This window comes from Microbacterium caowuchunii, from assembly GCF_008727755.1.
Classification (GTDB): Bacteria; Actinomycetota; Actinomycetes; order Actinomycetales; family Microbacteriaceae; genus Microbacterium; species Microbacterium caowuchunii.
Genome location: NZ_CP044231.1, coordinates 284,047 through 305,991, shown reverse-complemented (window position 1 = coordinate 305,991; position 21,945 = coordinate 284,047). Strand labels below are relative to the sequence as shown.

The following is a 21,945-nucleotide window of genomic DNA, read 5'->3' as shown; positions in this document are numbered from 1 at the left end:
AGCCGTAGCCGGAGCCGGAGCCGGAGAGCAGCGGCCGCTCGCGCGGTGCTGCACGATGCGCTCGCAGCGGTCGGACGAAACCGGGCTGCTATAAACCGATACCTCCGCGACGAGAGGCGACGGCGAGTTGTGCCTCTACCGAAGACTCCGCTGTTGGAGTGCTCAGCGAGAGCGCCCCTTGCCGCGCTCAGCATCTACCGCCCGCTCTCAGAGAGAGAGCCGAACCCCCTCTGCACGGTCACGAGAGCCTTACTCCCACCCTTTGGCGCAGTGCGGGCGTGAGTGAGAGTGCTAGTCAGCTTGCGTGGCTCCAGGCCGCTCGCGCTCCCGCTGCTCATTCTCGCGAATCTCAGCGAGCATCCGCTGCATGTGAGCTTCGACATGTTCGCCGTCGACCGGCCGCTTCGCGAGCATCTCTTCTATGCTCAACGTCATTGCACGCCTCCTTCCCTGCTCCATTGATAGCAGGGCCCCAGTCGGGTCACACGCGCCCCGATCCATGACACACCTGTTCATACGCACTAGCTGTTATGTCGCATCAGCCGGCCGAGTGTTGACGACAACACGCAATCGGAAAGCTCAAGACCATTCGGTCACAGGTGAGAGTCTCCTCGACAGCCACCCTTCGGTGCAGGACCACGGGAATATGCACCAAATCTGCACCACAGACCATCCAGAAAAAGCGAAAACCCCCGTTTTACCGGGGGTTCTCAGTGGCGGTGACGGTGGGATTTGAACCCACGGTAGGGGGTTACCCTACACAACTTTTCGAGAGTTGCACCTTCGGCCGCTCGGACACGTCACCGCCGAAAAGCTTACGTCACGCGTCGCCACGGCGCCAATCGGCAAGCCTCGCGGCGGACGGAGCAGGCACGGCCCCGATCATCCCGGTCTCAGCCGAACCCGCTTCGGCGATCGCCGGGTCACGACCCGGCCGGGCGGGACGGGGCCGCGGCCGGATAGTTGCCTCAGGCAACTATCTCGCATAAGCTGGCGGCATGGACGGCAACCAGGCCCCCCAGAGCGTGCTCTCATCGCTCACGCATCTCATGGCCCGGTGGTCGTCCGCGCAGGTCCAGGCCGAGATCGCTCGCGACGCCGGTGCGGAGATCGACACCCCCGACATCCCGGCGCTGTACATGCTCGGGCTCGAAGGACCGCTGCGCGCAAGCGATCTCGCCGACCGGCTGCACCTCAGCAGGCCGACCGCGAGCAAGCAGCTCGCCCGGCTCGATCGGTCCGGGCTCGTCGTTCGTACGGCGGAGCCCGGCGATGGGCGGGTCACGATCGTGGCCCTGTCCGCGAAGGGGAGGAAGCTGCACGAGCGACTCGTCGCGCAGGGACGCACCATGGCCGCGGCCGCGATGTCCGGCTGGGCCCCCGACGCCGCCGCACAGTTCGCGCAGCAGCTCGCCGCGTTCGCCGACTCCCTCGGCATCGCCCCCTCTGCATCCGTCACGGATCCCACGGACGGCTGACCCCGGGGCCCACAGGCCCCACAACCGAAAGAAGAACACCATGACACGCACATACATCGTGACCGGTTCCGCATCCGGCATCGGCGCCACGACCGCCGAGATGCTCCGCGCCCGCGGCGAGAAGGTGATCGGCATCGATCTGCGCAACGCCGACATCGAGGCCGATCTCTCCACTCCCTCCGGCCGCCAGAACGCGGCGGGACGTGCGATCGAGCTGGCCGAGGGCCGGGTCGACGCGGTGATCGCCTGCGCGGGCATCTCCGCGCCCATTCCCGCCACCATCTCGGTCAACTTCTTCGGGGTGACCGAGCTGCTCACCGCCCTGCTGCCGGCACTGTCGAAGTCGGACGCACCCCGCGCTGCCGTGGTGTCCTCGATGGCGTCGCTGCAGCCCAACTCGCCCGAGATGGTGGAAGCCGCCCTCGCCGGCGACGAGGAGAAGGCCGTGGCCATCGCCGCGGAGCTCGCCGCCCAGGGACCGGAGATCGGCTACCTCGTCTACCCCTCGTCGAAGCGCGCACTGTCGCGCTGGGTGCGCCGCGCATCGATCACTCCGGAGTGGGCCGGTGCCGGCATCCCGCTGAACGCGGTCGCCCCCGGCACCGTGGTCACCCCGATGACGGCGCAGCTGCTCGCCACCCCCGAGGGGACGACCATGGTCGACGCCGCCGTGCCGATGCCCCTGAACTACCACCAGCCCCCCGAGTCGATCGCGGCGCTGCTGCTCTGGCTGACGAGCGTGGAGAACACCCACCTGGCCGGGCAGGTCATCTACGACGACGGCGGCGCGGACGCGACGCTGCGCGGCGACGACATCTGGTCCTGGGCCGACGCCCGCTGATCCGGAACGCCTCCCGGGCCCCGCGGGGCTCGGGAGGCTCCGCGGGCGAACCGCGGTCGTCCGCATCCGCCCCTCCGCGTCCGGGTCGGCACGCCGGCGTGTCATTCCGCCCGGGTGCGAGGCACGGCTGCGTGCCACGCTCCGCCGGTGGTCTACACAGGCTCGACCTGCGCTGCCACACTGAACACATGACCGCGATCGAGAACTCCAAGCTCACCGTCGTCGGCGCGGGCAGCGTCGGCTCCAGCGTCGCCTACGCCGCCCTCATCCGAGGCTCCGCCCGCCATGTGGCCCTCTACGACATCGCCACGACGAAGGTGGAGGCCGAAGTTCTCGACCTCGCGCACGGCACCCAGTTCACCGGTTCCAGCGACATCATCGGCGGCAGCGACGTGTCCGTCGCGGAGGGCTCGCACGTCGTCGTCATCACCGCCGGCGCTAAGCAGAATCCCGGCCAGAGCAGGATCGAACTCGCCGGGGTCAACGCCGGCATCCTGAAGACGATGATGCCGCAGCTCCTCGAGGTCGCGCCGAACGCGATCTACGTCATCGTCACCAACCCCTGCGACGTGCTCACCGTGCTCGCGCAGGAGGCGACCGGGCTCCCGCCCGAGCGCATCTTCGCATCCGGAACCGTGCTGGACACCTCCAGGCTGCGGTGGCAGCTCGCCCGTCGGGCCGGGGTGTCCTCCTCCAGCGTGCACGCCTACATCGTCGGTGAGCACGGCGACACCGAGTTCCCGCTGTGGTCCGCCGCCACCATCGGCACGGTCCCGATCCTCGACTGGGAGACGCCCGGACAGCCGCCGATGACCACGGAGGAACTCGACGACATCGCCGTCAACGTGCGCGACGCGGCCTACAAGGTCATCCAGGGCAAGGGTGCCACCAACTACGCGATCGGCCTGTCCAGCGCCCGTATCGTCGAGGCCGTCCTCCACGACGAGCACGCCGTGCTGCCGGTATCGACCGTGCTGCACGATTACCACGGCATCGACGGCGTCGCCCTCTCCGTGCCCTCGATCGTCAGCGCATCCGGGGCCGTTCCCGTGGCAGGGACGTCGTTCAGCGAGCAGGAGTTCGATCAGCTCCGCCACTCCGCCGACCACCTGCGCCAGGTCGTGGACACCCTGCGTTCGTGATGCTGGAACTGTCCCGAGCATCCTGGACCGACGTCGCCGCACACCTCGAGAGCCATCCGGCGATCGCCGTGCTGCCGGTCGGCGCGCTGGAACAGCACGGCCCACACCTGCCCCTCTCCACCGACACCCTGCAGGCTGACGCGGTCGCCCGCCGGCTCGCGGAGCGACTCGACGCCGTCCTGCTGCCGGCGCTCCCCTTCGGGAACACCTGGAGCAACGACGCCCTGCCGGGCACGGTGTCGATCAGCGCGGACACCGTGACGGCCTTCGCCGCCGACGTCGCCGCATCCCTGGAGCGCGCGGGCTACGCGCTGCTGGTGATCGTCAACGGCGACTTCGGCAATCGGCTGCCCCTGCAACGTGCGGCGGAGCAGTCCGCGGCGCGCGACGGGATGCCCGTCCTGGTTCTGGATTACCCGGGGCTCGTCGAGATCGGCGACGAGGTCAAGGACTCCCCGTGGGCGGCGCCGGGACTGTGCCACGCGGACGAGATCGAGACCTCCATGATCCTGGCGGTCGCGCCCGAGCTGGTGCACAGGGACCGGATGCAGCCGGCGTATCCGGAACTGCCCGCGGACTTCGGACTCCGGCAGATGGCGCTCGCCCCGCTCTCGCCCAGCGGCGTCTTCGGGGATCCCCGCCCCGCCACCGCCGAGAAGGGCGAGCGGATCATCGACCATGTGGTGGTCCAGAGCGAGCTCATCGTCCGCCGCGTGCTGGCGGCGCTGCATCCCGCGTCCTGATCCTCGGGCTGGCACCCCGGGCTGAGGCCCGGCGCGGGACGCGGTGCGCTGAGCGTCCGGCCGCGGTGCGCTGAGCGCGGGACGCGGTGCGCTGAGCGTCGGGCCGCGGCAACCCGGGGTGAGGGGCTCCCGGCCCGCCGCCACGTCCGTCCCCGCTCGCCCGCACAACTCCTGCAAAACCAGGAGCGACCCCGCCTGACGGGCCAAGGCCTCAGCCACCTGCAGGAGTTGTGCGCCCGGCGGGTAGGCCGTGAGTAAACCCAGCCCCGAGGGAGGGCCGCGTCCCACGGGGGCCCCGCCCAGCATCCCCGCCTGTCGCTCGACCCCTGCTGCGGCAGCGCCGCCACACCGGTTTCGAGCACAACTCCGGCGGAACGGGTGGAGTACCGACACCACCGGGCGCCGACCACCACTCTGCAGGAGTTGTGCGCAACCGTGGGCGGAGCCGGCGGCACCGGGGGTCCGGGCCGGATCGGCAACAGAAGTCCGGCAGAACCGGAAGCCCGGGGGCTCAGCAGGACGGGAACCGGTCATTCTGCAGGAGTTGTGCCACGGCGGGCAGGCCAAACCCCACTCCGGGCCCGGACGAAGCCACCGATCCAAGGCGGCCCGTCCGTCGTCCTGGCTGTTCCGACTCCTGCCGGGGCAGCGCCGCCGGACCGGTTTCGAGCACAACTCCTGCAGAACCGGAAGCCCGGGGCTCAGCAGGACGGGAACCGGTCATTCTGCAGGAGTTGTGCGCGCCTGACCGGGACCTGCGCGGCCCGAGCCGCCCGCACACGGGTACCGCGCGACCCGGGCACCGGGACAGGCGCACCCCGGACGCCGCGCCTTACCGGCGAGGGGCCGCCGTGGTTCCACCGACCGGCCCGACCTCACGACGGGCCCGCGGGCACGACGGGGCCCGACCTCACGACGGGCCCGCGGGCACGACGGACCCGCAGGTACGACGGTCCCCGCCGGGCGTCACGCCGGACCCCCGCCGGGTGTCAGGCCAGGCGGCCGGGGATGGCGCCGATCAGTTCGCGCGTATAGGGGTGCTCGGCGTCGGCGAAGATGCGCTCGGCGTCCGCCTGCTCGACGATGCGACCGTCCTTCATCACCGCGATCCGGTCCGAGATCTGCCGGATGACCCCGAGGTCGTGCGAGATGAACAGGTACGTCAGCCCGAACTCGGCCTGGAGCTCGACGAGCAGACGCAGCACCTGCTCTTGCACGGACACGTCCAGCGCGGACACCGGCTCATCCAGCACGACGAGTTCCGGACGCAGCGCCAGCGCCCGGGCGATCGCGACCCGCTGCCGCTGCCCGCCGGACAGCTGAGCGGGACGCCGACCCAGCAGGTCCGCGTTCAACCGCACCTGACCGAGCAGCTCCCGCACGGTCGCGGAACGCTCCTTCGCCGTCCCGACCCCGAACGCTCGCAGGGGCTCGGCGACGAGGCGCTCGACCGTCATCCGCGGATCGAGGGACCCGAACGGGTTCTGGTACACGACCTGGATGCGGCGACGGAGCTGCCGCAGCGGCTCACCGGAGAGCGTCGTGATGTCGGCCCCGTCGAAGACGATGCTGCCCTCGTCCGCCCCGATGATGCGCGCCACCATGCGCGCGGTGGTGCTCTTGCCGGAACCGGACTCGCCCACCAGCGAGAAGGTCGAGCCGCGGGCGATCGAGAACTCCGCCCGGTCCACCGCGGGAGCACCCCCGCCGGAGCGGGACGAACCGTAGGTCTTGGTCAGGCCGGAGACGACGACGAGCGGTTCGGGCGAGCTCGGCTGCATCCGGTCGACCACGTTCAGCCGCGACTGGAGCCGCTCACTGTTGAGCCCCGGCGCCGCCGCGACGAGCCGACGCGTGTAGCCGTTCTGCGGCGCCGACAGCACGTCGCGCGCAGCTCCCGCCTCCACGATCTCGCCCTTCTCCACCACGATGATGCGGTCGGCGCGATCCGCGGCCACCGCGAGATCGTGCGTGACGAGCAGAACGGCGGTGCCGTGCGCCCGGGCGAGCGCCTGCATCCGGTCCAGCACGTGGCGCTGCACCGTGGCGTCGAGCGCGCTGGTGGGTTCGTCCGCGATGACCAGCGCCGGTTCGCACGCCCAGGCGATGCCGATCAGCACCCGCTGCCGGAGTCCGCCGGAGAGTTCGTGCGGGTACTGGCTCGCGCGCCGCTCGGGATCCGGGATGCCGACCTCGCGCAGGATCTCGACGGCCCGGGCCGCCGCGTCCGCGCGGGACAGCCGGCGGTGCCGGCGGAGAGTCTCGGCGACCTGCTCGCCGACCCGCATCAGCGGGTTGAGGCTGTGGGACGGGTCCTGCGGCACGAACCCGATGCGGCCGCCCCGGATGCGGCGCAGAGTCGCGGTCGACGCCTTCATCAGATCGGTGCCGTCGAAGACGATGGATCCGCCCCGGATGTGGGCCTCGCCCGGGAGCAGGCGCACGAGGGCGTGGGCGATCGTGCTCTTGCCGGAGCCGGACTCACCCACGACGGCGACGATCTCGCCCGGCGCGACCTCGAGGGAGACGCCACGGACGGCCGGGTTCGCCCGGCGGCCGGACCCGTAGTCGACCCGCAGGTCGCTGACGCGCAGCAGAGCGGTCATCGGTCACCTCCGAAGAATCGTGAGACGCGGTTCACGGACAGGACGACCGCGAGGATCACCACACCGGGGAGGATGCTGAGCCAGGGCGCGGTCGCGACGAAGTCGCGTCCGGCCGAGACCAGCGAACCCCATTCCGGCGCGGGCGGCTGTGCGCCGAACCCGAGGAAGCTCAGTGCCGAGACCGAGAGGATGGCGACGGCCAGCTCGAGCGCCGCCATCGCGACGATGGGCCGTGCGGCGTTCGGCAGGACGTGCCGGACGAGGATCGCCGGCCCGCGGGCGCCGAGCGTGCGCGCGGCCTCCACGTACTCCTCGCTGCGCACGCGCAGCACCGCCGAGCGCATCATGCGGGCGAAGGAACCCGCCGTGCCGAGGCCGACACCGAGGGCGATCGAGAACGGCCCGAAACCGAGGGAGGCGACGACGATGAGGGCGAGCAGGATGCCGGGGATGGCGATGAGCACATCGACGAAGCGCATCGCGATGAAGTCCACGGTCCCGCCGAGGTAGCCGCACACGAGTCCGACGATCGATCCCACGATGACCCCGCCGACCACGGCGAGACCCGCGGCGGTGACGGAGAGCTGGGCGCCGTAGACGACCCGGGAGAAGACGTCCCGGGCGAGGTGGTCGGTGCCGAAGAGGTGCTCGAGGCTCGGCGGAGCGAGTCGCATCGACCCCACCGAGTCGTAGGGGTCGTACGGGGCGATCAGCTGCGGCACGATCATCGCCACCACCGTCAGCGCGAGCATCAGGATCGACAGCATCAGGCCGGGTTTGCGCAGGATGCTCACGCGGACACCGCCTTCCGGCCGGTCAGGCGGGTTCTCGTACGGGGATCGATCACGCCGTACAGCGCGTCGACGATGAGGGTGACGACCGCGTAGACGGTGGCCACGACGATGACGACGCCCATCACGACGTTGACGTCGCGGGCGAGGACGGCGTCGACGGTGAGCCGGCCGATCCCGTCCCGGGAGAAGACGGTCTCGACGACGGCGGTGCCACCGGCCAGATAGCCGATCTGCAGTCCGATGATCGTGATGGAGGGGAGCAGGGCGTTGCGCAGCACGTGGCGGACGACGACCGTGCGCTGGGCGAGGCCCTTGGCGTTCGCGGTGAACACGAACGGGCTCGCGCCGGCGTCGAAGACGGCGGCGGAGAAGACCTGGAAGAAGATGGCGCCGGTGGGCAGGGCCAGGGTGATGCCGGGGAGCACGACGCTGACGAAGCCGTTCGTGCCGGATGCCGGGAACCAGCCGAGCCCGAAGGCGAAGACGCTGATCAGCACGATCCCGCTGAGGAAGGCGGGGATGGCGATGCCGAGCGGCGGGATCTGGGTGACGACGTTGCGCACCCACGCCGGCCGGGCGACGTAGGCCCAGACGGTGAACGCCAGAGCGGAGACGAATCCGACGACGAGGGCGAAGACCGCGACGGCCGCGGTGAGGGGGAACGCCCGGCCGACCATGTCGGTGACCGGCTGCCCGGTGGCGATGGAGGTGCCGAGGTCGCCGCGGAACAGCGCGAGGAAGTTCGAGATGTACTGCTCCCAGAGCGGCCCGGACATGCCGTACCGGGCACGCAGCGCCTCGAGCTGGGCGGGGTCGGTGCTGGTCGCGTCACCGCCCTTGAGCGACAGCGCGGCCAGCACCGGGTCACCGGGCAGCGCGTGGATCAGCAGGAACGCGACCGTGTAGGTCGCCCACACCACGAAGATGCACTGGGCGATCTTCGGGAGAAGGAACCGGGCGACCGACATCAGGGTCGATCGCGTCCGTGCGGGATCCACGCGCTGCGTCGACATCAGTCGGAGGTGACCATCGCGTCGTAGAGGTGCACGCGAGCGGCCGAGTCGAAGGTGATGCCTTCGACACCCGCGCGCGATCCGTGCAACTGCACGGTCTCCAGCGTCGGCATCACGTATGCGCGCTCACCCACGATCTCCTGGATCTGGTCGACGAGCTTCTGACGCTCCGCGACATCCGCGGTCTGCGCCTGCTCCTGCAGGAGGGCCTCGAGCTCGGGGTCGTCCACGATGCCCCAGCGGGCTGCGGAGTCCACGGACAGCAGCGTGCGCAACGCGTCCGGGTCGGTGCGGGTGAGACCCGCGCCCAGCAGCTCGTAGTCGCCGCTGGCGACGGCGCCGAAGAAGTCACCGGCCGCGACCATCTTGATCTGCAGGTCGATGCCGGCGTTCTTCAGCTGGATCTGCGCTGCTTCCAGGACGTCCTGGGCGTAGAACGCGGTGACGGTGACGGTCAGCTTCTGCCCGTCCTTCTCGTAGATGCCGTCGGAGCCGAGCGTCCAGCCCGCGCCCTCCAGCAGGTCGGCCGCACCCTCGGGGTCGAAGGCGAGCGTGTCGCCGAGGTCCAGGTATCCCGGGGTGGAGGAGGTGAGCACACCGGCCGGGGCCTTGCCGCTCACGGAACCGGTGATGACGTTGATCTCGTCGCGGTCCAGGCTCTTGCTGATCGCCTGGCGCACGGCCTCGTCTCCGAGCACGCCCTTCGTGGTGTTCACGACGAAGGAGTTGGGGACACCCGGGTTCGCCTTCGCGTACAGGATGTAGTCGTCGCCGGCGAAGCGGGCCTCGTCGATGTACGGCACGTCCTGGATGACGTCGTACTCGCCGGACTGCAGCCCGCCGGTGCGGACGCTCGCCTCGGCGATGATCGGGAACGTGACCGTGTCGAGGTAGGCCTCGCCCTGGTGGCCGCGCAGCTCGGAGGCCCAGTCGTAGCCGTCGCGCTTGACGATGGTCACGGCGTCGTTCGGGACGTAGGACTCGAGCACGAACGGCCCGGTGCCGACGAGCGACTGGCAGCGGTCCTCCGCTGCGCCCGCGACGGTCTCGGCCGAGAGGAGGCCGAGCGACATCGTGGTCGCGCCCTGCAGGAACTGGACGTTGGGCTCGGCGAAGAGCACCGTGAATTCGCTGTCGCTGGTGACCTCGGTGCCCGCGTAGCCGGCCAGGTAGCCGTTGGCGAGGGATGCAGCCGCGCCCATCTCGATGATGGCGTCGAAGTTCGCGGCGACGACCTCCGAGGTGAGCGGGGTGCCGTCGCTGAAGGTCACGCCGTCCTGCAGCGTGAACGAGTACGAGGTGAGGTCGTCGGCGACGTCCCAGCTCTCAGCGAGCCACGGCACGATCTCGCCGGTGTCCGGGTCCTGGTCGAGCAGGGAGTCGGTGAGCTGACGACCGACGTTGAGCGACGTGGTGACGGAGGTCTGCTGCGGGTCGAGGCAGACCACGTCCTCCTTCAGCGCGAAGACGATGTCCTGAGCGACGTCCGCCCCGGGCGTCGCCGCCGACTCGGCGCCGGAGGCGCAGCCGGCGAGGGAGACGACGGCGAGAGCCGCCGTCAGCGGAACGGCTGCGCGCCTAGCGCTGCGGCCAAGTGTGCGGGTCACGTGAACTCCTTGAGGTGAGGGTGGTGCGGGGGTGCTGGGGGGAAACTCAGACGGGCAGCGCGCCGGCGATGACCTGCCCGCGGGCGACGACGGCCACGATGTTCTCGGCGGTGAGCTGGTCGATGTCCTCCCACGGCCGGCCCCGCACGACGACGAGATCCGCGCCGTGCCCGGGCGTGAGCCGGCCGACCTTGCCGGTCAGCCGGATCGCGTCGGCGGCGTCGGACGTCGCGGAGCGGAGGGCGCGCTCGGAGGTCCAGCCGAAGGACCGCTTCATCAGGCGCACCTCCTCGAGCTGGTCGCCGAAGCGCACGAACACGCCGTTCGCGTCGGTGCCGAGCACGAACCGCACACCGGCTGCGGCGGCGCCCACGAAGTTCGCGTCCCGCTCGGTCACGACCGCGCGGCCCTTCTCGGCCGCGTCGTCGCTGACCGGGATGCGGCGGTCGGCGATCGCGTCGTTGATGAGCAGGGTCGGGGCGACCGGGATGTTCCGCTCGAGGAGGATCTCGAGGTGGCGCTCCTGGATCCCGGTGCCGTGCTCGATGGAGTCGACGCCGAACTCCAGGGCGATGTCGATGCCCTCCGCGGAGTGACTGTGCGCGGCCACGAGCATGCCGAGGGCGTGCGCCTCGTCGACCGTGGCGGCGATCTCGGCGTTGGTCTGGTTGCGCCATCCCACCTTGTCGCCGATCGAGAGGACGCCGCCGCTCGTGAAGATCTTGATGCCGTCCGCGCCGGAGCGCGCCCACTCCCGCACGAGCTTGCGGCATTCGTCGGGAGAATCCGCCACCGGGCCGCGGTGCGGGTAGTGCGGCGGAGTGAAGAGGTCGCCGTGCCCGGCGGTCATCCCCACCGCACCGTTCACCAGGACGCGGGGACCCGGGATGAGACCTGCGTCGAACGCGCGAGCGGCTGAGAGCTGCGCCTCGCTCCCGGACAGGTCGCGCAACGTCGTGACGCCCGCGGCGGCCGCCCGCCGGGCATGCGCCACCACGTGCAACGCCCGCTCGGACACGGGCGTGATCAGCGGCCAGGTCATCCAGTCGCCCGAACCCGGGACGGCGGAGGAGTCGAGGTGCACGTGCGTGTCGATGAGGCCCGGGATGACGCTGAACTCGCTGTGCGTCTGCTCGGCGGGACCGAGTTCGGTGATCCGGTCGCCGTCCCAGGCGATCGCCGAGGCCCCACGGTCGGACTCGCCGTCCCAGACGGTGATGCCGGCCAGCCTTTGCGCGCTCGAGGACACGGTGCACTCCAAGTGTGGTGAGGGGAAATGGCAGGACGGGACTGTCATCGACAGCCCCGTCCGATCGCCACCATACCGGCCCGGGCGGGTCACACATCGACAAGTCGCGTCATCAACGGCAATGTTTACGACTCTGAAACATCTCGCCAGCGCCGATGAAATCAGCCTTCGATGCAATATCAGCGCTCAGAGCAGGACTCAGCGTGATCAATACTTGTCGACAAGCCGGACGATCTGGCACAGAGGAGAGGACGCCATGCAGGCAGCCGTCGCAACCCCCGGCCGGACCTTGGTCGTCGTCCTCGAGCCCGGTGACGAGGTCCTCGGCTCCCTCGCCGAAGCATGCCGGCGGCACGGCATCGATCAGGCCGTGATCACGACCTTCAGCGGCGCGTTCCGCTCCGGGCGCATCATCGCCGCGGACCACGCGCCCGCCGATCCGGAGCTGCCGATGCCGGATGCGACGGCGATCTCCTATTGCGAAGGCGTCGGCTCGGGCACCGTCACCCGTGCGGACGACGGCACGCATGTCGTGCACGTCCACGTCGCCTTCGGCGCCAAGGACCGGTCAGGTGCATCCGTGGCGGGCCACCTCCTCGAGGCGGAGACCCACTACGTGGTGGAGGTCGCCCTCACCGAGATCCTCGATCCTCCCCTGGGCCGCATCGTGCACGCCGCATCGAGCGGCATCCCGATCCTTCATCTGGGCGAAGCCGCCCCATCCGGCGCCGCCTAGGCCATGATGGAGCCCTGCACGCGCGCGACGACGAGGGGGACATCGTGACGTACCTGCCGCTTCCGCGACCACAGGCCGACACCGCGCACATGCGGGTCCAGCACGAACTGCTGCGATTCGTCCGCGAGGCGGCGCACTCCAGCGCCCCGCTGCCCGGCGAACTCGAACTGACGTCGCGGCTCGGCTGCACACGTCAGCAACTGCGCAACGCGATGTCGGACCTGGAGGCCCAGGGCATCGTCCGCCGCAGGCAGGGCACCGTCACCACGGTCGACCCGATCGCCCTGCGACTGAGCGTGCGACTGGAGGAGCAGTTCGAGCACGCCGAGCTCCTGGACCGGCTCGGATACCGCTCGGAGGTCGAGACGCTCTCCGCCCACCGTGGCACGCTCGGCGCCGACATCGGGGCCGTCATGGAACTGCCTCCGACGATGCCGGCGATCACCGTGCGCAAGCGCTGGCGGGCGGACGGTGCCGTGGCGATGATCGCCGACGACGTGGTCCCGCTCGACACGGAGGTCGAGCACGACCCGTCCGAATCGATCTTCTCGGTCGCCGCGCGGGTCTGGGGCGAACCGGTCATCTGGGAGGTCTCCACCCCCGGCGTGGCCACGCTCGACACCGACCTGGCCCCCCTGTTCGAACGTCCCGCGGGCACTCCCGTGCTGACGTTCGAGATCGTGGGCATCGGTGCCAGCGGGCGCCGCCTCATGCACAGCGTCGAGTACCACGATCCCGACATCGTGTCCTACTCGCTGGTGCGCACCGTCCGCCCGCCCTGGCGCGGCCACTGACGCGGACGGACGGTCCGGCTCAGTTCCAGAAGCCGATGTGGGCAGCCGCGGCCTCGTCCTCCAGAAGCGGCCCTACCACCTCGATCGGGCGCTGACCCCGCGCGAACACCTCACGGCAAGGCAGCGAGAACGTGGGGTTCTCCGGGTGGTCTCCGGTGAGCTCGAGCAGACGGTGCTCGGAGAGCGCGTAGACGACCCGGTCGATCCCGGTCCAGTACGCCGCGCCCGCGCACATCGCGCACGGCTCCGCGCTCGTGAACAGCGTCGAGCCGGCCATGCCCTCCGCCCCGAGGACCCGGAACGCCGCCGCGACCGCCTGCAGCTCGGCGTGCTGTGTCGGGTCACCCTCGGGCGGGAGCGAGTTGTTGCCGCACGAGGCGACGACCTCACCCGCCGCACTGACGACGATCGAGCCGAACGGATGCGTGCCCTCTGCCCGCGCGTTCTCGGCGACGCGGATGCTCTCGCGCAGGTGCGCGAGGTCGGCATCGGACAGCGTGGTTTCCATCGAATCGACTCCTTGTGAACAAGTACTACGAACCGTTTTCACTGTACTTGCGAAAACCCCCAGAATCTGAGGGCGGATTACACGGGCGTTACAAGTTCCGAACAATGATGCGTTTGCTTGTCAACAAGTGGCGACGACGTCGCTAGCGTTCCTGTGTATCCCGTTCGCGGCGAAAGGCCCTCATGCACCACCCCACCGTTCTCGAGCACATCGACGAGGATGCCATCCGCGCCCTGCCCAAGGCCGAGGTGCACATCCACCTCGAAGGCACGTTCTCGCTGCTCGACATCCTGACTCTCGCCAAGGAGAACCAGGTCGCCCTGCCCGGTCCCGCGGCGACGCTGTTCGACATCACGACGCACGACGCGTTCACCGCTCCGGCGGTGACCACCGGAGGAGGGGCGGGAGCAGGCGCCGCCGGCCTGACCGGCTTCCTCCGGTTCCTGGACTGGCAGTGCGGGCTGGTGCGCACCCCGGCTCAGGCCGCCCGCGTGGCGTACGCCTTCGCCGTCCGTCAGAGCGCATCCGGCATCCGGTACAGCGACGTGATCGTCAACCCCACCCACTGGAACGCGTGGCGCGGGCGCGAATTCGACCTCCTGGAGGCGTTCGCCACCGGGTTCGACGAGGCAGAGCAGGACGGCCTGTGCGAGGTGCGCATCGCCTACTCCCTGTTGCGCAGCCAGAGCGCCGAGGAAGCCGAGCGGATCGTCCGGGACATCCTCGAGCTGCGCCCCCGGCGTGTGATCGCCCTCTCCGTGGACGGTGACGAGAAGGTCAGCGGACGCACCGGCGAGAAGTTCCGGACCGCGTTCGCGCTCGCGGCATCCGGAGGCCTCCGGCGCACCGTGCACGCTGGCGAGTCCAGCGGGCCCGAGGGCGTCTGGGACGCCGTGGAGCTCCTCCAGGCCGAGCGCATCGACCACGGCGTGCGGTCCATCGAAGACCCCGCACTCCTCGAGCGGCTCGTCGCCGACGGCATCAGCCTGGGCGTCTGCCCGCGCTCGAACGTGTCGCTCGGCATCTATCCCTCCTGGCCGGAGCACCCGGTGCGGCGGCTGCTGGAGGCGGGCGTCCAGGTCACGCTGAACACCGACGACCCGGCTCCACTCGGCAGCACCCTGGAGAGCGACTGGTCGGTCGCCGCCCAGCAGTTCGGGTTCACCTACGCCGACCTCGTCGGATTCGCCGCGCGATCCATCGACGCCTCGTTCGCGGAGCCCGAGACGAAGAGCCGGCTGCACGCGGAGCTCGCCGCGGTCGCGGAGGCACGAGGACGATGAGCATCCGCCGGCGTGACGGGATCGTCCTGGCAGCCTCCGCTGCCGCGGCGGTCGTCGTCGCGTCGGCGATCACCGGATCCGCCCTGGCCCCGTCATCGCCCTCGTTCGTCGAACTCGCGCCCGTCGTCGCGGCGTGGCCGGACGCCTACGACGTCCGCGGGACGAAGGCCGAGCCGCTCTACACGGAGCTCATCCACGTCGCGCGGGACGGCGACCGGTTCGAGGTGACGATCGACGTGCGCGGTCAGGGGGATGCCGAGCTCGGCACCCAGCACGGGGCCGTCCGCGTGGACCACGACGGCCGCATCACCTGGACCGACGGATGCGGCAAGAGCGCCGCCCTGTGCGCCGACGACATCGCCCTGCGCGGGTTCCTCGCCACCGCGGCGGTACTGGGGCTGTCCCGCGACGGCCGCCTGCCCGCGGTGGGGGAACTGCGGGAGCTGCACGGAACCCCCGTGATCTGCATCGACGACGAGGCCCTGCATCCGGATGCGGGGGCCGCGGCCGTCGCCCTGGATCCCTGCTTCGAGCGATCCTCCGGCGCTGTGGTCGCGCACTGGTCCCCGGACAGCGCGGCGTTCGTCGGTGCCACCCTCGCAGACGGGTTCACCGTGACCGCCGGCACCCCCTCGTCCTGATCCCCGAGACATCCCACTGCCCAGACAAAGGACCCGTCATGCGCCTCAAAACCCTCTCCACCGCCGCCGCGGTCGCCGCAACGGCCGCCCTCGTGCTGACCGGCTGCGCCGCCGACTCGTCGTCCGCGGAACCCGCCGCCGCGGCGTCCGACGTCATCCGCGTGGGCGCGCTCACCCCCGGCAACGCCAACGACGGAGCCTTCAACCAGGCGCTCGCCGATGCCCTCGCCCGGTTGGCGGACGAAGGACTCATCGAGTACGAACTCCGTGAGCAGATGGCGGACCCGGCCACCAGCGAGCCGGTCATCGCCGACTTCGCCAGCCAGGGCTTCGACCTGATCGTCGGCCACGGCATCGAGCTCGGGGACGCGATCTTCTCCGTCGCCGAGGACTTCCCGGACGTCGATTTCACCGCGTCCGGCGGGGTCGACATCCTCGAGAAGGGGACCGACAACGTCGAGACCTGGACCTACGACGCCACCCAGGTCGGCTACCTGTCGGGCTACATCGCCGGACTCACCGGCGCCGCCGTCGTGGGCCGCGTGGAGAGCATGGAGCTCGATTTCGTCAAGGTCACCGACGAGTTCTTCCAGCTCGGCGTCGCCGCAGCGAACCCCGCCGCCACGCTCCTGCCGGTCGTCTACGCCGGCAGCTTCGACGATGCGGAGGCGGCCGCCTCCGCGACGAAGGGTCTGATCGACCAGGGCGCCGATCTCGTCTACACGACCGGCGACGGTATCGCCGCCGGTGTGGGTGCCGCCGCGGCAGAGGCCGGCGTGCTCTCCGTCGGCGTGTCCCCCGCCGCCGGCGAGGCCGCCCTCGCGACCAACGTCTCCACGGTGGACCTCGACATGTACCCGATCCTGAAGGCGTGGATCGACGAGGTGCGCGACGGCGGCTTCGGCGGTGACGGCGTCGTCTCGACCCTCGCCAACGGCGGCCTCACCTACAAGAAGATCAACGACGTCGAGGGCCGCGTGCCCTCCGACGTGACCGCGAAGGTCGACGAGCTCATCGCCGGCATCAGCGACGGATCCATCACCATCCCCTGATGACCGCTCCGGGGATCACGACCGACCGGGCGCTCGCCGCCCGGTCGGTCTCCAAGGCATTCGGGGCGGTGCGCGCCCTCGACGACGTCGACATCGTCGTGCACCCCGGGACGGTCCACGCCCTGGTCGGGGAGAACGGCGCCGGCAAGTCGACGCTCGCGAAGATCCTCGCCGGCATCGAACCCGCGGACGCCGGCCGCATGACCTTCGGCGGCGCCGCCTACGCCCCGCGCGACCGCGCCGAGGGCAAGGCCCGGGGTGTGAACATGGTCCCCCAGCAGCTCAGCCTCGTGGGCGAGCTCAGCCTGGTCGAGAACTTCCTCCTGGTCGGCGAGCGCCGCCTCGCGCGCCGCGGCACCGCCCGCCGGATCCTCACCGAGACGCTCGAACGGGCGGGGGTCAGCGTGGACATCGACGTCCCCACCGCCTCGCTGAGTCAGGCGCACCGGCAGCTCGGCGAGATCGTCGTCGCCCTGGCCGAGGGCGCGACGACCCTCATCCTGGACGAACCGACCGCGAGCCTCGGCCCGGTCGAGGTCGGCGGCCTCTTCGCACACCTGCGCCAGCTGTGCGACCTCGGCACCGCCATCGTGCTCATCACCCACCGGCTCGACGAGGTCCGCGCGGTCGCGGACGAGGTCACCGTGCTCTCGCACGGCCGCCGCGTACACCACGGCCCGGCCCGTGGGCTCAGCGCGAACGAGGTGGCCCGCCTCATGGTCGGCGATCTCCCCGATCCCGCTCCGCGCACCCCCCGCCTCCGCGGGGAGGCCGTGCTCGCCGCGGAGGCGGTCAGCGCGGCATCCGACACCGACTCGGCCCTCCACGAGGTCACCCTCACCCTCCACGCCGGTGAGATCGTCGGCGTCGCCGGCGTCGCCGGGAGCGGCCAGAACACCCTGCTCGACGTCCTCGCCGGGATCCGCCGCCCCTCCTCCGGCCGACTCGTCTTCGGAGACCGCACGGATCCGCGCGCCGTCGAGCTGCTGCGCGGCGGCGTGGCGTGGATCCCGGAAGAGCGCTCCGAGGGTCTCGTCGCCACGATGAACCTCGCCGACACGCTCGCGCTCTACGACGCGGCGCAGGGCGCAGCGGAACCACGCGCCGAGCGCGGCTCCCGACGCGAGCGGGCGGCGACCGCACTCGCCGGCTTCGACGTGCGTCCGCCCGTGCCGACGCTGGCCGCCGGCGGGCTCTCCGGCGGCAACCAGCAGAAGCTGCTCGCCGCGCGCGAACTGGGCCGCCGATGGCAGGGGACGACGGACGGCGCGCCCCGCGCCGTGCTCGCCTACGGCCCGACGCAGGGTCTCGACCTGCGCGCGGCGCAGGCGATCCGCGACAGGCTCGTGGATGCCGCCGAAGCCGGCGCCGCGGTGCTCGTGGCATCGCATGACCTCGAGGAGATCCGGGCGATCGCCGACCGTGTGGTCGTGCTGTTCTCCGGGCGCCTCGTCGCCGATCTACCCGCCGACGAGGCGACGACGGAACGCGTGGGTGCGGCGATGGCCGGACTCGACGCGGATACGGAGGAGACGACATGACCGAACTCAACGATCTGCTGCCCACGACTGCCGAGCTCGTGCGATTGCGTGCGGTCGCCGCGGGACACGAGGCGCCGGACCTCATCGTGCGCGGTGGGCTGGTGCAGTCCCCCGGCACGCATGAGTGGCTCGAACGGGACGTGCTGATCGCCGGCCGTCACATCGCCACCCTGACCCCGTGGGGGCATGTGGCCCAGGCTGCGAAGGAGATCGACGCCGGTGGATGCCACGTCGTCCCCGGATTCATCGACGCGCATCTCCACATCGAGTACACCAACCTCACGCCCGGTGAGCTCGCGCGCCTCTCCGTGGCACGCGGCACGACGACCGTGCTCACCGATCCCAACGGTGCGGCCAACGTCTGGGGAGCCGCCGGCATGGACTTCCTCCTGCAGACGAGGACGCCGTTGCATGTCTTCCAGCAGGTCTCCCCGACGACACCGGGGTCGTTCGACCTCGAGCTCGGCGGCGCCGTCATCCCCGAGGAGACCGTGCTGGCGCGTCTCCACGACGACGTCACCCTCACCCTCGGCGAGAGCAACCCCTTCGACTACGGCGAGGTCTCCACCGCCCGCTTCCGCGAAGCCCTCGCGGCCGGCAGGCGCATCACCGGCCACACGGCCGCGCAGACCGGGGAGTCGCTCTGGGGCTACCTCGCCGCCGGTGTGAGCGACGACCACAACGCCGCGACCATCGACGAGGCACTGGAGCGGACCCGACTGGGCGCCATGGTCACCGTCATGGGCTCGTCGCTCACGGACAACACGGTGCCGCTGTTCGCGGACCTCGACGCGATCGCGCCGGCGCTGCCCAGCCTCTGCTTCTGCGCCGACGACAAGCACGCCCTGGACCTCACCACGCAGGGCCACATCGACCACCACGTGCGGCAGGCGATCCGCTTCGGCATCGACCCCCAGCAGGCGTACCGGATGGCGACCACCCAGCCCGCCGCCTATTACCGGCTCGACCAGGTGCTGGGGCTGCTCGCCCCCTCCCGCCTGGCCGACCTGCAGATCATCCCCGATCTCGCCGAGGTGCGGCCGTCCACCGTGATCGTCGCGGGCGCGATCGTCGCCCAGGGCGGGACCGCGCTGTTCCGCAACACCGATGAGATCCCCGCCTGGACGACCGACACGATGCGGCTGCCCGAGGTGCTGCCGGAGGACCTCTTCCGTGTCGCCGCGCCGGAGGGTGCCGCATCCGTCCAGGTGCGGGCGATGGCGATGTACAACGGCTACTTCAAGCGGGCCTTCACCGCGACTCTGCCGGTTGCCGGCGGGTCCGTCGCGGCGGACCCCGCACAGGATGTGCTGAAGATCGCGGTCGTCGACCGGCACCACGGCGACGCCCTCACCGGGATCGGCTTCGTGCGCGGCTTCGGGCTCCGCCGAGGAGCGATCGCCATCACGATGAACTGCCCGAACATGAACATCTCGGTGGTCGGGGTGGACGACGATTCGATGCGCCTGGCCGTGGAGGAGCTCGGCCGGATGGGCGGCGGGTACGTCACCGTCGCGGACGGCGAGGTGCTCGCGAGGGTCCCCCTGCCGGTCGGCGGCATGATGAGCGCGGCGCCGTTCGAGGAGACCGCGGCGGCCCTCGCGAACGGGCACGCGGTGACCGCGGGGCTCGGCTGCCCCATCTCCTCGCCCTACATCATCCTGTCGTTCGTCGGCCTGTACGTCGTGCCCGACCTGGGACTCACCGAACGCGGACTCATCGACGCCGTGTCGCAGCAGTTCGTGGACGTGCTCCTGCCGGGCCCGGTGGACAACTGCGGTCACGTCCACGACGAGGAGCCGCGGTGAACACAGCGCGTGCGCGCAGCGGGGCGGTGACGGCGGTCGTCGTCCTCGTCGTCCTCGTCGTCGCCACGGCGCTCATCCTCTTCGCGGGGGCCGACCCGCTGGTCGGGCTGCGCGGACTCGTGGAGGGCGTCTCGAGCTCCCCCTACCGGGTCGGGGAGCTGCTGATCGGCACCGTGCCCATCGCGATCGTCGCTCTCACGCTCATCCCGGCGCTGCGCGCAGGGGTGTTCTCGGTCGGCGCGGAGGGCCAGGTCACGATCGGCGCGATCGCCGCCACCGCGACGATCCTCGGCATCCGCACGGTCACCGGGGATGCGGCACCCGCCGTCCTCTACCTCCCGGCGGGGATCATCGCCGGGGCGATCGGCGGCGCCGCGTTCGCCCTCGTGCCGGCCTGGCTCGCCGTGCGCTGGCGGGTGAACGTGATCCTGTCGACCCTGCTGCTGAACTACGTCGCGACCGGGATCCTGGGGTTCTCGCTGCGCACCTGGCTCGCCAGTGCCGAGAACACGGCGACGCCGCAGAGCGAACGCCTCCCTGATGCCTCCGCGTTGCCGGATGTCATCCCCGGCACCCGCGCGCACGTCGGCGTGCTGCTGGTGATCGTGGCCGTCGTGCTCTTCGAATGGTGGCGGCGCACCGCCGGCGCCACGCGCGTCGCCGTCTTCGCGGAGCGCCCCGCGCTGGCGCTGCGCCTCGGCGCCACGCGGTCCCGCACGCTGTACAGCACCATGCTGATCTCCGGCATCGGCGCCGGCGTGGTCGGCTGGATGCAGGTCGCCGGGGTCAACGACCGCCTCATGGGTTCGGTCTCCGGCGGGGTCGGCTTCTCCGGCCTCGCCGTGGCCCTGCTCGGCGGACTCCTGCCGGTCGGTATCGTCCTGGCAGCGGTCTTCTTCTCCGCGCTCACCGTCGGGGCGATCGGCATGCAGTCGGCGACCGGCAGCATCCCCTCCTCCATCGCCGACGTCATCAAAGGGGTCCTCCTGCTCGGGGTCGCCGTCATCGCCGCACGGCGCCCCGGCGTCGTGCCTCCGGCGCACCCGGTGGCGTCCCCCGCACCCGACGACGGCGCCTTCGCCCCCGATGAGATCGTCGCCGCCGGCCAGGACGCGGAGTCCGCCGGGCTCGCCGCATCCGAGACCGCCGACCGGGAGGTCGCCCGATGAGCCTCGCCCTGTGGGCCTCCATCCTCGCCGGAGCGGTGGCGCTGGCCGCCCCGCTGATCCTCGCCGGTGTCGGTGAGGGCTTCGTGGAGCGCGCGGGCCGGCTGAACCTCGGTATCGAGGGCATGATGATCCTCGGCGCGTTCTCGGGCGTCTTCGCCGCGCACCTCGTCGGTCCCGTCGGGGGTCTCCTCGCCGCGGCGGTCACCGGGATACTGCTGGCCCTCCTCATGAACGTGCTGGTCTACGCCCTGAAGGCGAACGAGATCGTCGTGGGCCTCGCGATCACGATGCTCGGTCTCGGGCTGTCGACGTACCTGTACCAGTTGTGGATCCCCGCGGGGACGACGAACGTCAGCGTCCCGACGTTCCCCCGCCTGGACATGGGCCCGCTGACCGACATCCCGCTGATCGGCCCGATGATCTTCGGGCAGAGCGCGCTCGTCTACGGAACGCTGGTCATCCTCGTGGCGGCGTGGGCCGTCATGCGGTTCACCCGGTTCGGCCTGCAGATCCGTGCGGCCGGCGCGGACCCCGCATCCGCCGCCCTCCGCGGGGTGCGACCGCGTCGCGTCGGCGCGAACGCGCTGCTCATCGGCGGCGCGCTCGCGGGCCTCGCCGGAGGGTTCATCGCCCTCGGCTCGATCGGCTCGTTCACCCCCGGGATGACGGCCGGACGCGGCTACATCGTGCTCGCGATCGTCATCATGGGCCGGATGACGCCGGCCGGGATCGCGCTCGGCGGCCTCCTCTTCGGATTCCTGCAGAGCTTCTCGCTGCTGTCACAATCGACGAGCATCGAGCTCCCCAGCGAGCTCTACACGACGCTCCCGTACCTGGTCACGCTGCTCGTGCTCGTGCTCACCTCCCGCGCGCAGATCCGACGCCATGCGTCACGACTGCGCCTGGCCTGATCCCCACCCGACCGACTGACCCGAACAGT

General features: G+C 70.9%; 20 protein-coding genes and 1 tRNA gene. 13 read left to right on the top strand and 8 right to left on the bottom strand.

The features are described 5' to 3' along the window. Positions 1-291: 291 nt before the first annotated feature. On the bottom strand, positions 292-435 hold the full coding sequence (locus F6J84_RS15385; RefSeq protein ID WP_191905721.1) for a hypothetical protein: 144 nt from the start codon (positions 433-435) through the stop codon (positions 292-294). A gap of 279 nt (positions 436-714) precedes the next feature. After that, positions 715-805 (bottom strand) — tRNA-Ser (locus tag F6J84_RS01400). A 193-nt stretch (positions 806-998) separates the two neighbouring features. Between F6J84_RS01400 and F6J84_RS01395 the strand changes: the two genes are divergently transcribed. From F6J84_RS01395 to F6J84_RS01380, 4 genes are all read left to right on the top strand, one after another. Next, a complete protein-coding gene (locus F6J84_RS01395) occupies positions 999-1,478 on the top strand; it encodes a MarR family winged helix-turn-helix transcriptional regulator (protein WP_150970795.1) in 480 nt (159 codons plus the stop codon). 40 nt (positions 1,479-1,518) lie between these two features. Further along, positions 1,519-2,319 carry an SDR family NAD(P)-dependent oxidoreductase gene (locus F6J84_RS01390; RefSeq protein ID WP_150970793.1) on the top strand — a complete coding sequence of 267 codons (801 nt, stop codon included), beginning with the start codon at positions 1,519-1,521 and terminating at the stop codon, positions 2,317-2,319. Positions 2,320-2,507: 188 nt separating this feature from the next. Next, positions 2,508-3,461, top strand: coding sequence for an L-lactate dehydrogenase (locus tag F6J84_RS01385; RefSeq protein ID WP_150970791.1), 954 nt, complete (start codon positions 2,508-2,510; stop codon positions 3,459-3,461). Further along, positions 3,461-4,204 carry a creatininase family protein gene (locus F6J84_RS01380; protein ID WP_238702643.1) on the top strand — a complete coding sequence of 248 codons (744 nt, stop codon included), beginning with the start codon at positions 3,461-3,463 and terminating at the stop codon, positions 4,202-4,204. Before F6J84_RS01385 ends, F6J84_RS01380 begins: the two co-directional genes overlap by 1 nt. 989 nt (positions 4,205-5,193) lie before the next feature. Here F6J84_RS01380 and F6J84_RS01375 read toward each other — a convergent pair. From F6J84_RS01375 to F6J84_RS01355, 5 genes are read right to left on the bottom strand one after another with little or no spacing between them, the layout of a single operon-like run. Then, on the bottom strand, positions 5,194-6,810 hold the full coding sequence (locus tag F6J84_RS01375) for a dipeptide ABC transporter ATP-binding protein (RefSeq protein ID WP_150970786.1): 1,617 nt from the start codon (positions 6,808-6,810) through the stop codon (positions 5,194-5,196). Next, positions 6,807-7,604: an ABC transporter permease gene (locus F6J84_RS01370; RefSeq protein ID WP_150970784.1), complete on the bottom strand. Its 798-nt coding sequence runs from the start codon at positions 7,602-7,604 to the stop codon at positions 6,807-6,809. The genes F6J84_RS01375 and F6J84_RS01370 overlap by 4 nt, the downstream gene beginning before the upstream one ends. Continuing rightward, a complete protein-coding gene (locus tag F6J84_RS01365; protein WP_150970782.1) occupies positions 7,601-8,617 on the bottom strand; it encodes an ABC transporter permease in 1,017 nt (338 codons plus the stop codon). The genes F6J84_RS01370 and F6J84_RS01365 overlap by 4 nt, the downstream gene beginning before the upstream one ends. Next, positions 8,617-10,224, bottom strand: a complete 1,608-nt coding sequence (locus F6J84_RS01360) for an ABC transporter substrate-binding protein (RefSeq protein WP_150970780.1) — start codon at positions 10,222-10,224, stop codon at positions 8,617-8,619. The genes F6J84_RS01365 and F6J84_RS01360 overlap by 1 nt, the downstream gene beginning before the upstream one ends. 46 nt (positions 10,225-10,270) lie before the next feature. Then, positions 10,271-11,473, bottom strand: coding sequence for a metal-dependent hydrolase family protein (locus F6J84_RS01355; RefSeq protein ID WP_191905720.1), 1,203 nt, complete (start codon positions 11,471-11,473; stop codon positions 10,271-10,273). A gap of 256 nt (positions 11,474-11,729) precedes the next feature. Between F6J84_RS01355 and F6J84_RS15380 the strand changes: the two genes are divergently transcribed. Both F6J84_RS15380 and F6J84_RS01345 read left to right on the top strand, forming a co-directional pair. Then, positions 11,730-12,209: a PPC domain-containing DNA-binding protein gene (locus tag F6J84_RS15380; protein ID WP_191905719.1), complete on the top strand. Its 480-nt coding sequence runs from the start codon at positions 11,730-11,732 to the stop codon at positions 12,207-12,209. 44 nt (positions 12,210-12,253) lie between these two features. Further along, entirely contained in the window at positions 12,254-13,003 is a 750-nt protein-coding gene (locus F6J84_RS01345) for a GntR family transcriptional regulator (protein WP_150970774.1), read from the top strand. A 19-nt stretch (positions 13,004-13,022) separates the two neighbouring features. On the opposite strand, the gene F6J84_RS01340 is transcribed toward F6J84_RS01345, so the two are convergent. Continuing rightward, positions 13,023-13,511, bottom strand: a complete 489-nt coding sequence (locus tag F6J84_RS01340; protein WP_150970772.1) for a nucleoside deaminase — start codon at positions 13,509-13,511, stop codon at positions 13,023-13,025. 182 nt (positions 13,512-13,693) lie between these two features. On the opposite strand from F6J84_RS01340, the gene add reads away from it, so the two are divergent. From add to F6J84_RS01305, 7 genes are read left to right on the top strand one after another with little or no spacing between them, the layout of a single operon-like run. After that, the gene (gene add, locus F6J84_RS01335; protein WP_150970770.1) at positions 13,694-14,794 is read left to right on the top strand and encodes an adenosine deaminase; all 1,101 of its coding nucleotides are present in this window, start codon (positions 13,694-13,696) and stop codon (positions 14,792-14,794) included. Next, positions 14,791-15,435, top strand: a complete 645-nt coding sequence (locus F6J84_RS15375) for a hypothetical protein (RefSeq protein WP_191905718.1) — start codon at positions 14,791-14,793, stop codon at positions 15,433-15,435. Before add ends, F6J84_RS15375 begins: the two co-directional genes overlap by 4 nt. 38 nt (positions 15,436-15,473) lie before the next feature. Next, a complete protein-coding gene (locus F6J84_RS01325) occupies positions 15,474-16,487 on the top strand; it encodes a BMP family lipoprotein (RefSeq protein ID WP_191905717.1) in 1,014 nt (337 codons plus the stop codon). Then, positions 16,487-18,028, top strand: a complete 1,542-nt coding sequence (locus F6J84_RS01320; RefSeq protein ID WP_150970763.1) for an ABC transporter ATP-binding protein — start codon at positions 16,487-16,489, stop codon at positions 18,026-18,028. The genes F6J84_RS01325 and F6J84_RS01320 overlap by 1 nt, the downstream gene beginning before the upstream one ends. Then, complete coding sequence (locus F6J84_RS01315) at positions 18,025-19,836, top strand: adenine deaminase C-terminal domain-containing protein (RefSeq protein ID WP_150970761.1); 1,812 nt, start codon at positions 18,025-18,027, stop codon at positions 19,834-19,836. The genes F6J84_RS01320 and F6J84_RS01315 overlap by 4 nt, the downstream gene beginning before the upstream one ends. Beyond that, positions 19,833-21,005 carry an ABC transporter permease gene (locus F6J84_RS01310; RefSeq protein WP_191905716.1) on the top strand — a complete coding sequence of 391 codons (1,173 nt, stop codon included), beginning with the start codon at positions 19,833-19,835 and terminating at the stop codon, positions 21,003-21,005. The genes F6J84_RS01315 and F6J84_RS01310 overlap by 4 nt, the downstream gene beginning before the upstream one ends. After that, on the top strand, positions 21,002-21,916 hold the full coding sequence (locus F6J84_RS01305) for an ABC transporter permease (protein WP_150970757.1): 915 nt from the start codon (positions 21,002-21,004) through the stop codon (positions 21,914-21,916). The genes F6J84_RS01310 and F6J84_RS01305 overlap by 4 nt, the downstream gene beginning before the upstream one ends. The last annotated feature ends 29 nt before the right edge of the window (positions 21,917-21,945 follow it).

What these genes read in the sequence shown, in the direction of transcription:
- F6J84_RS15385 (WP_191905721.1), bottom strand. Translation starts at nt 435, where the DNA reads ATGACGTTGAGCATAGAAGAGATGCTCGCGAAGCGGCCGGTCGACGGC.
- F6J84_RS01395 (WP_150970795.1), top strand. Translation starts at nt 999, where the DNA reads ATGGACGGCAACCAGGCCCCCCAGAGCGTGCTCTCATCGCTCACGCAT.
- F6J84_RS01390 (WP_150970793.1), top strand. Translation starts at nt 1,519, where the DNA reads ATGACACGCACATACATCGTGACCGGTTCCGCATCCGGCATCGGCGCC.
- F6J84_RS01385 (WP_150970791.1), top strand. Translation starts at nt 2,508, where the DNA reads ATGACCGCGATCGAGAACTCCAAGCTCACCGTCGTCGGCGCGGGCAGC.
- F6J84_RS01380 (WP_238702643.1), top strand. Translation starts at nt 3,461, where the DNA reads ATGCTGGAACTGTCCCGAGCATCCTGGACCGACGTCGCCGCACACCTC.
- F6J84_RS01375 (WP_150970786.1), bottom strand. Translation starts at nt 6,810, where the DNA reads ATGACCGCTCTGCTGCGCGTCAGCGACCTGCGGGTCGACTACGGGTCC.
- F6J84_RS01365 (WP_150970782.1), bottom strand. Translation starts at nt 8,617, where the DNA reads ATGTCGACGCAGCGCGTGGATCCCGCACGGACGCGATCGACCCTGATG.
- F6J84_RS15380 (WP_191905719.1), top strand. Translation starts at nt 11,730, where the DNA reads ATGCAGGCAGCCGTCGCAACCCCCGGCCGGACCTTGGTCGTCGTCCTC.
- F6J84_RS01340 (WP_150970772.1), bottom strand. Translation starts at nt 13,511, where the DNA reads ATGGAAACCACGCTGTCCGATGCCGACCTCGCGCACCTGCGCGAGAGC.
- add (WP_150970770.1), top strand. Translation starts at nt 13,694, where the DNA reads ATGCACCACCCCACCGTTCTCGAGCACATCGACGAGGATGCCATCCGC.
- F6J84_RS15375 (WP_191905718.1), top strand. Translation starts at nt 14,791, where the DNA reads ATGAGCATCCGCCGGCGTGACGGGATCGTCCTGGCAGCCTCCGCTGCC.
- F6J84_RS01325 (WP_191905717.1), top strand. Translation starts at nt 15,474, where the DNA reads ATGCGCCTCAAAACCCTCTCCACCGCCGCCGCGGTCGCCGCAACGGCC.
- F6J84_RS01320 (WP_150970763.1), top strand. Translation starts at nt 16,487, where the DNA reads ATGACCGCTCCGGGGATCACGACCGACCGGGCGCTCGCCGCCCGGTCG.
- F6J84_RS01315 (WP_150970761.1), top strand. Translation starts at nt 18,025, where the DNA reads ATGACCGAACTCAACGATCTGCTGCCCACGACTGCCGAGCTCGTGCGA.
- F6J84_RS01305 (WP_150970757.1), top strand. Translation starts at nt 21,002, where the DNA reads ATGAGCCTCGCCCTGTGGGCCTCCATCCTCGCCGGAGCGGTGGCGCTG.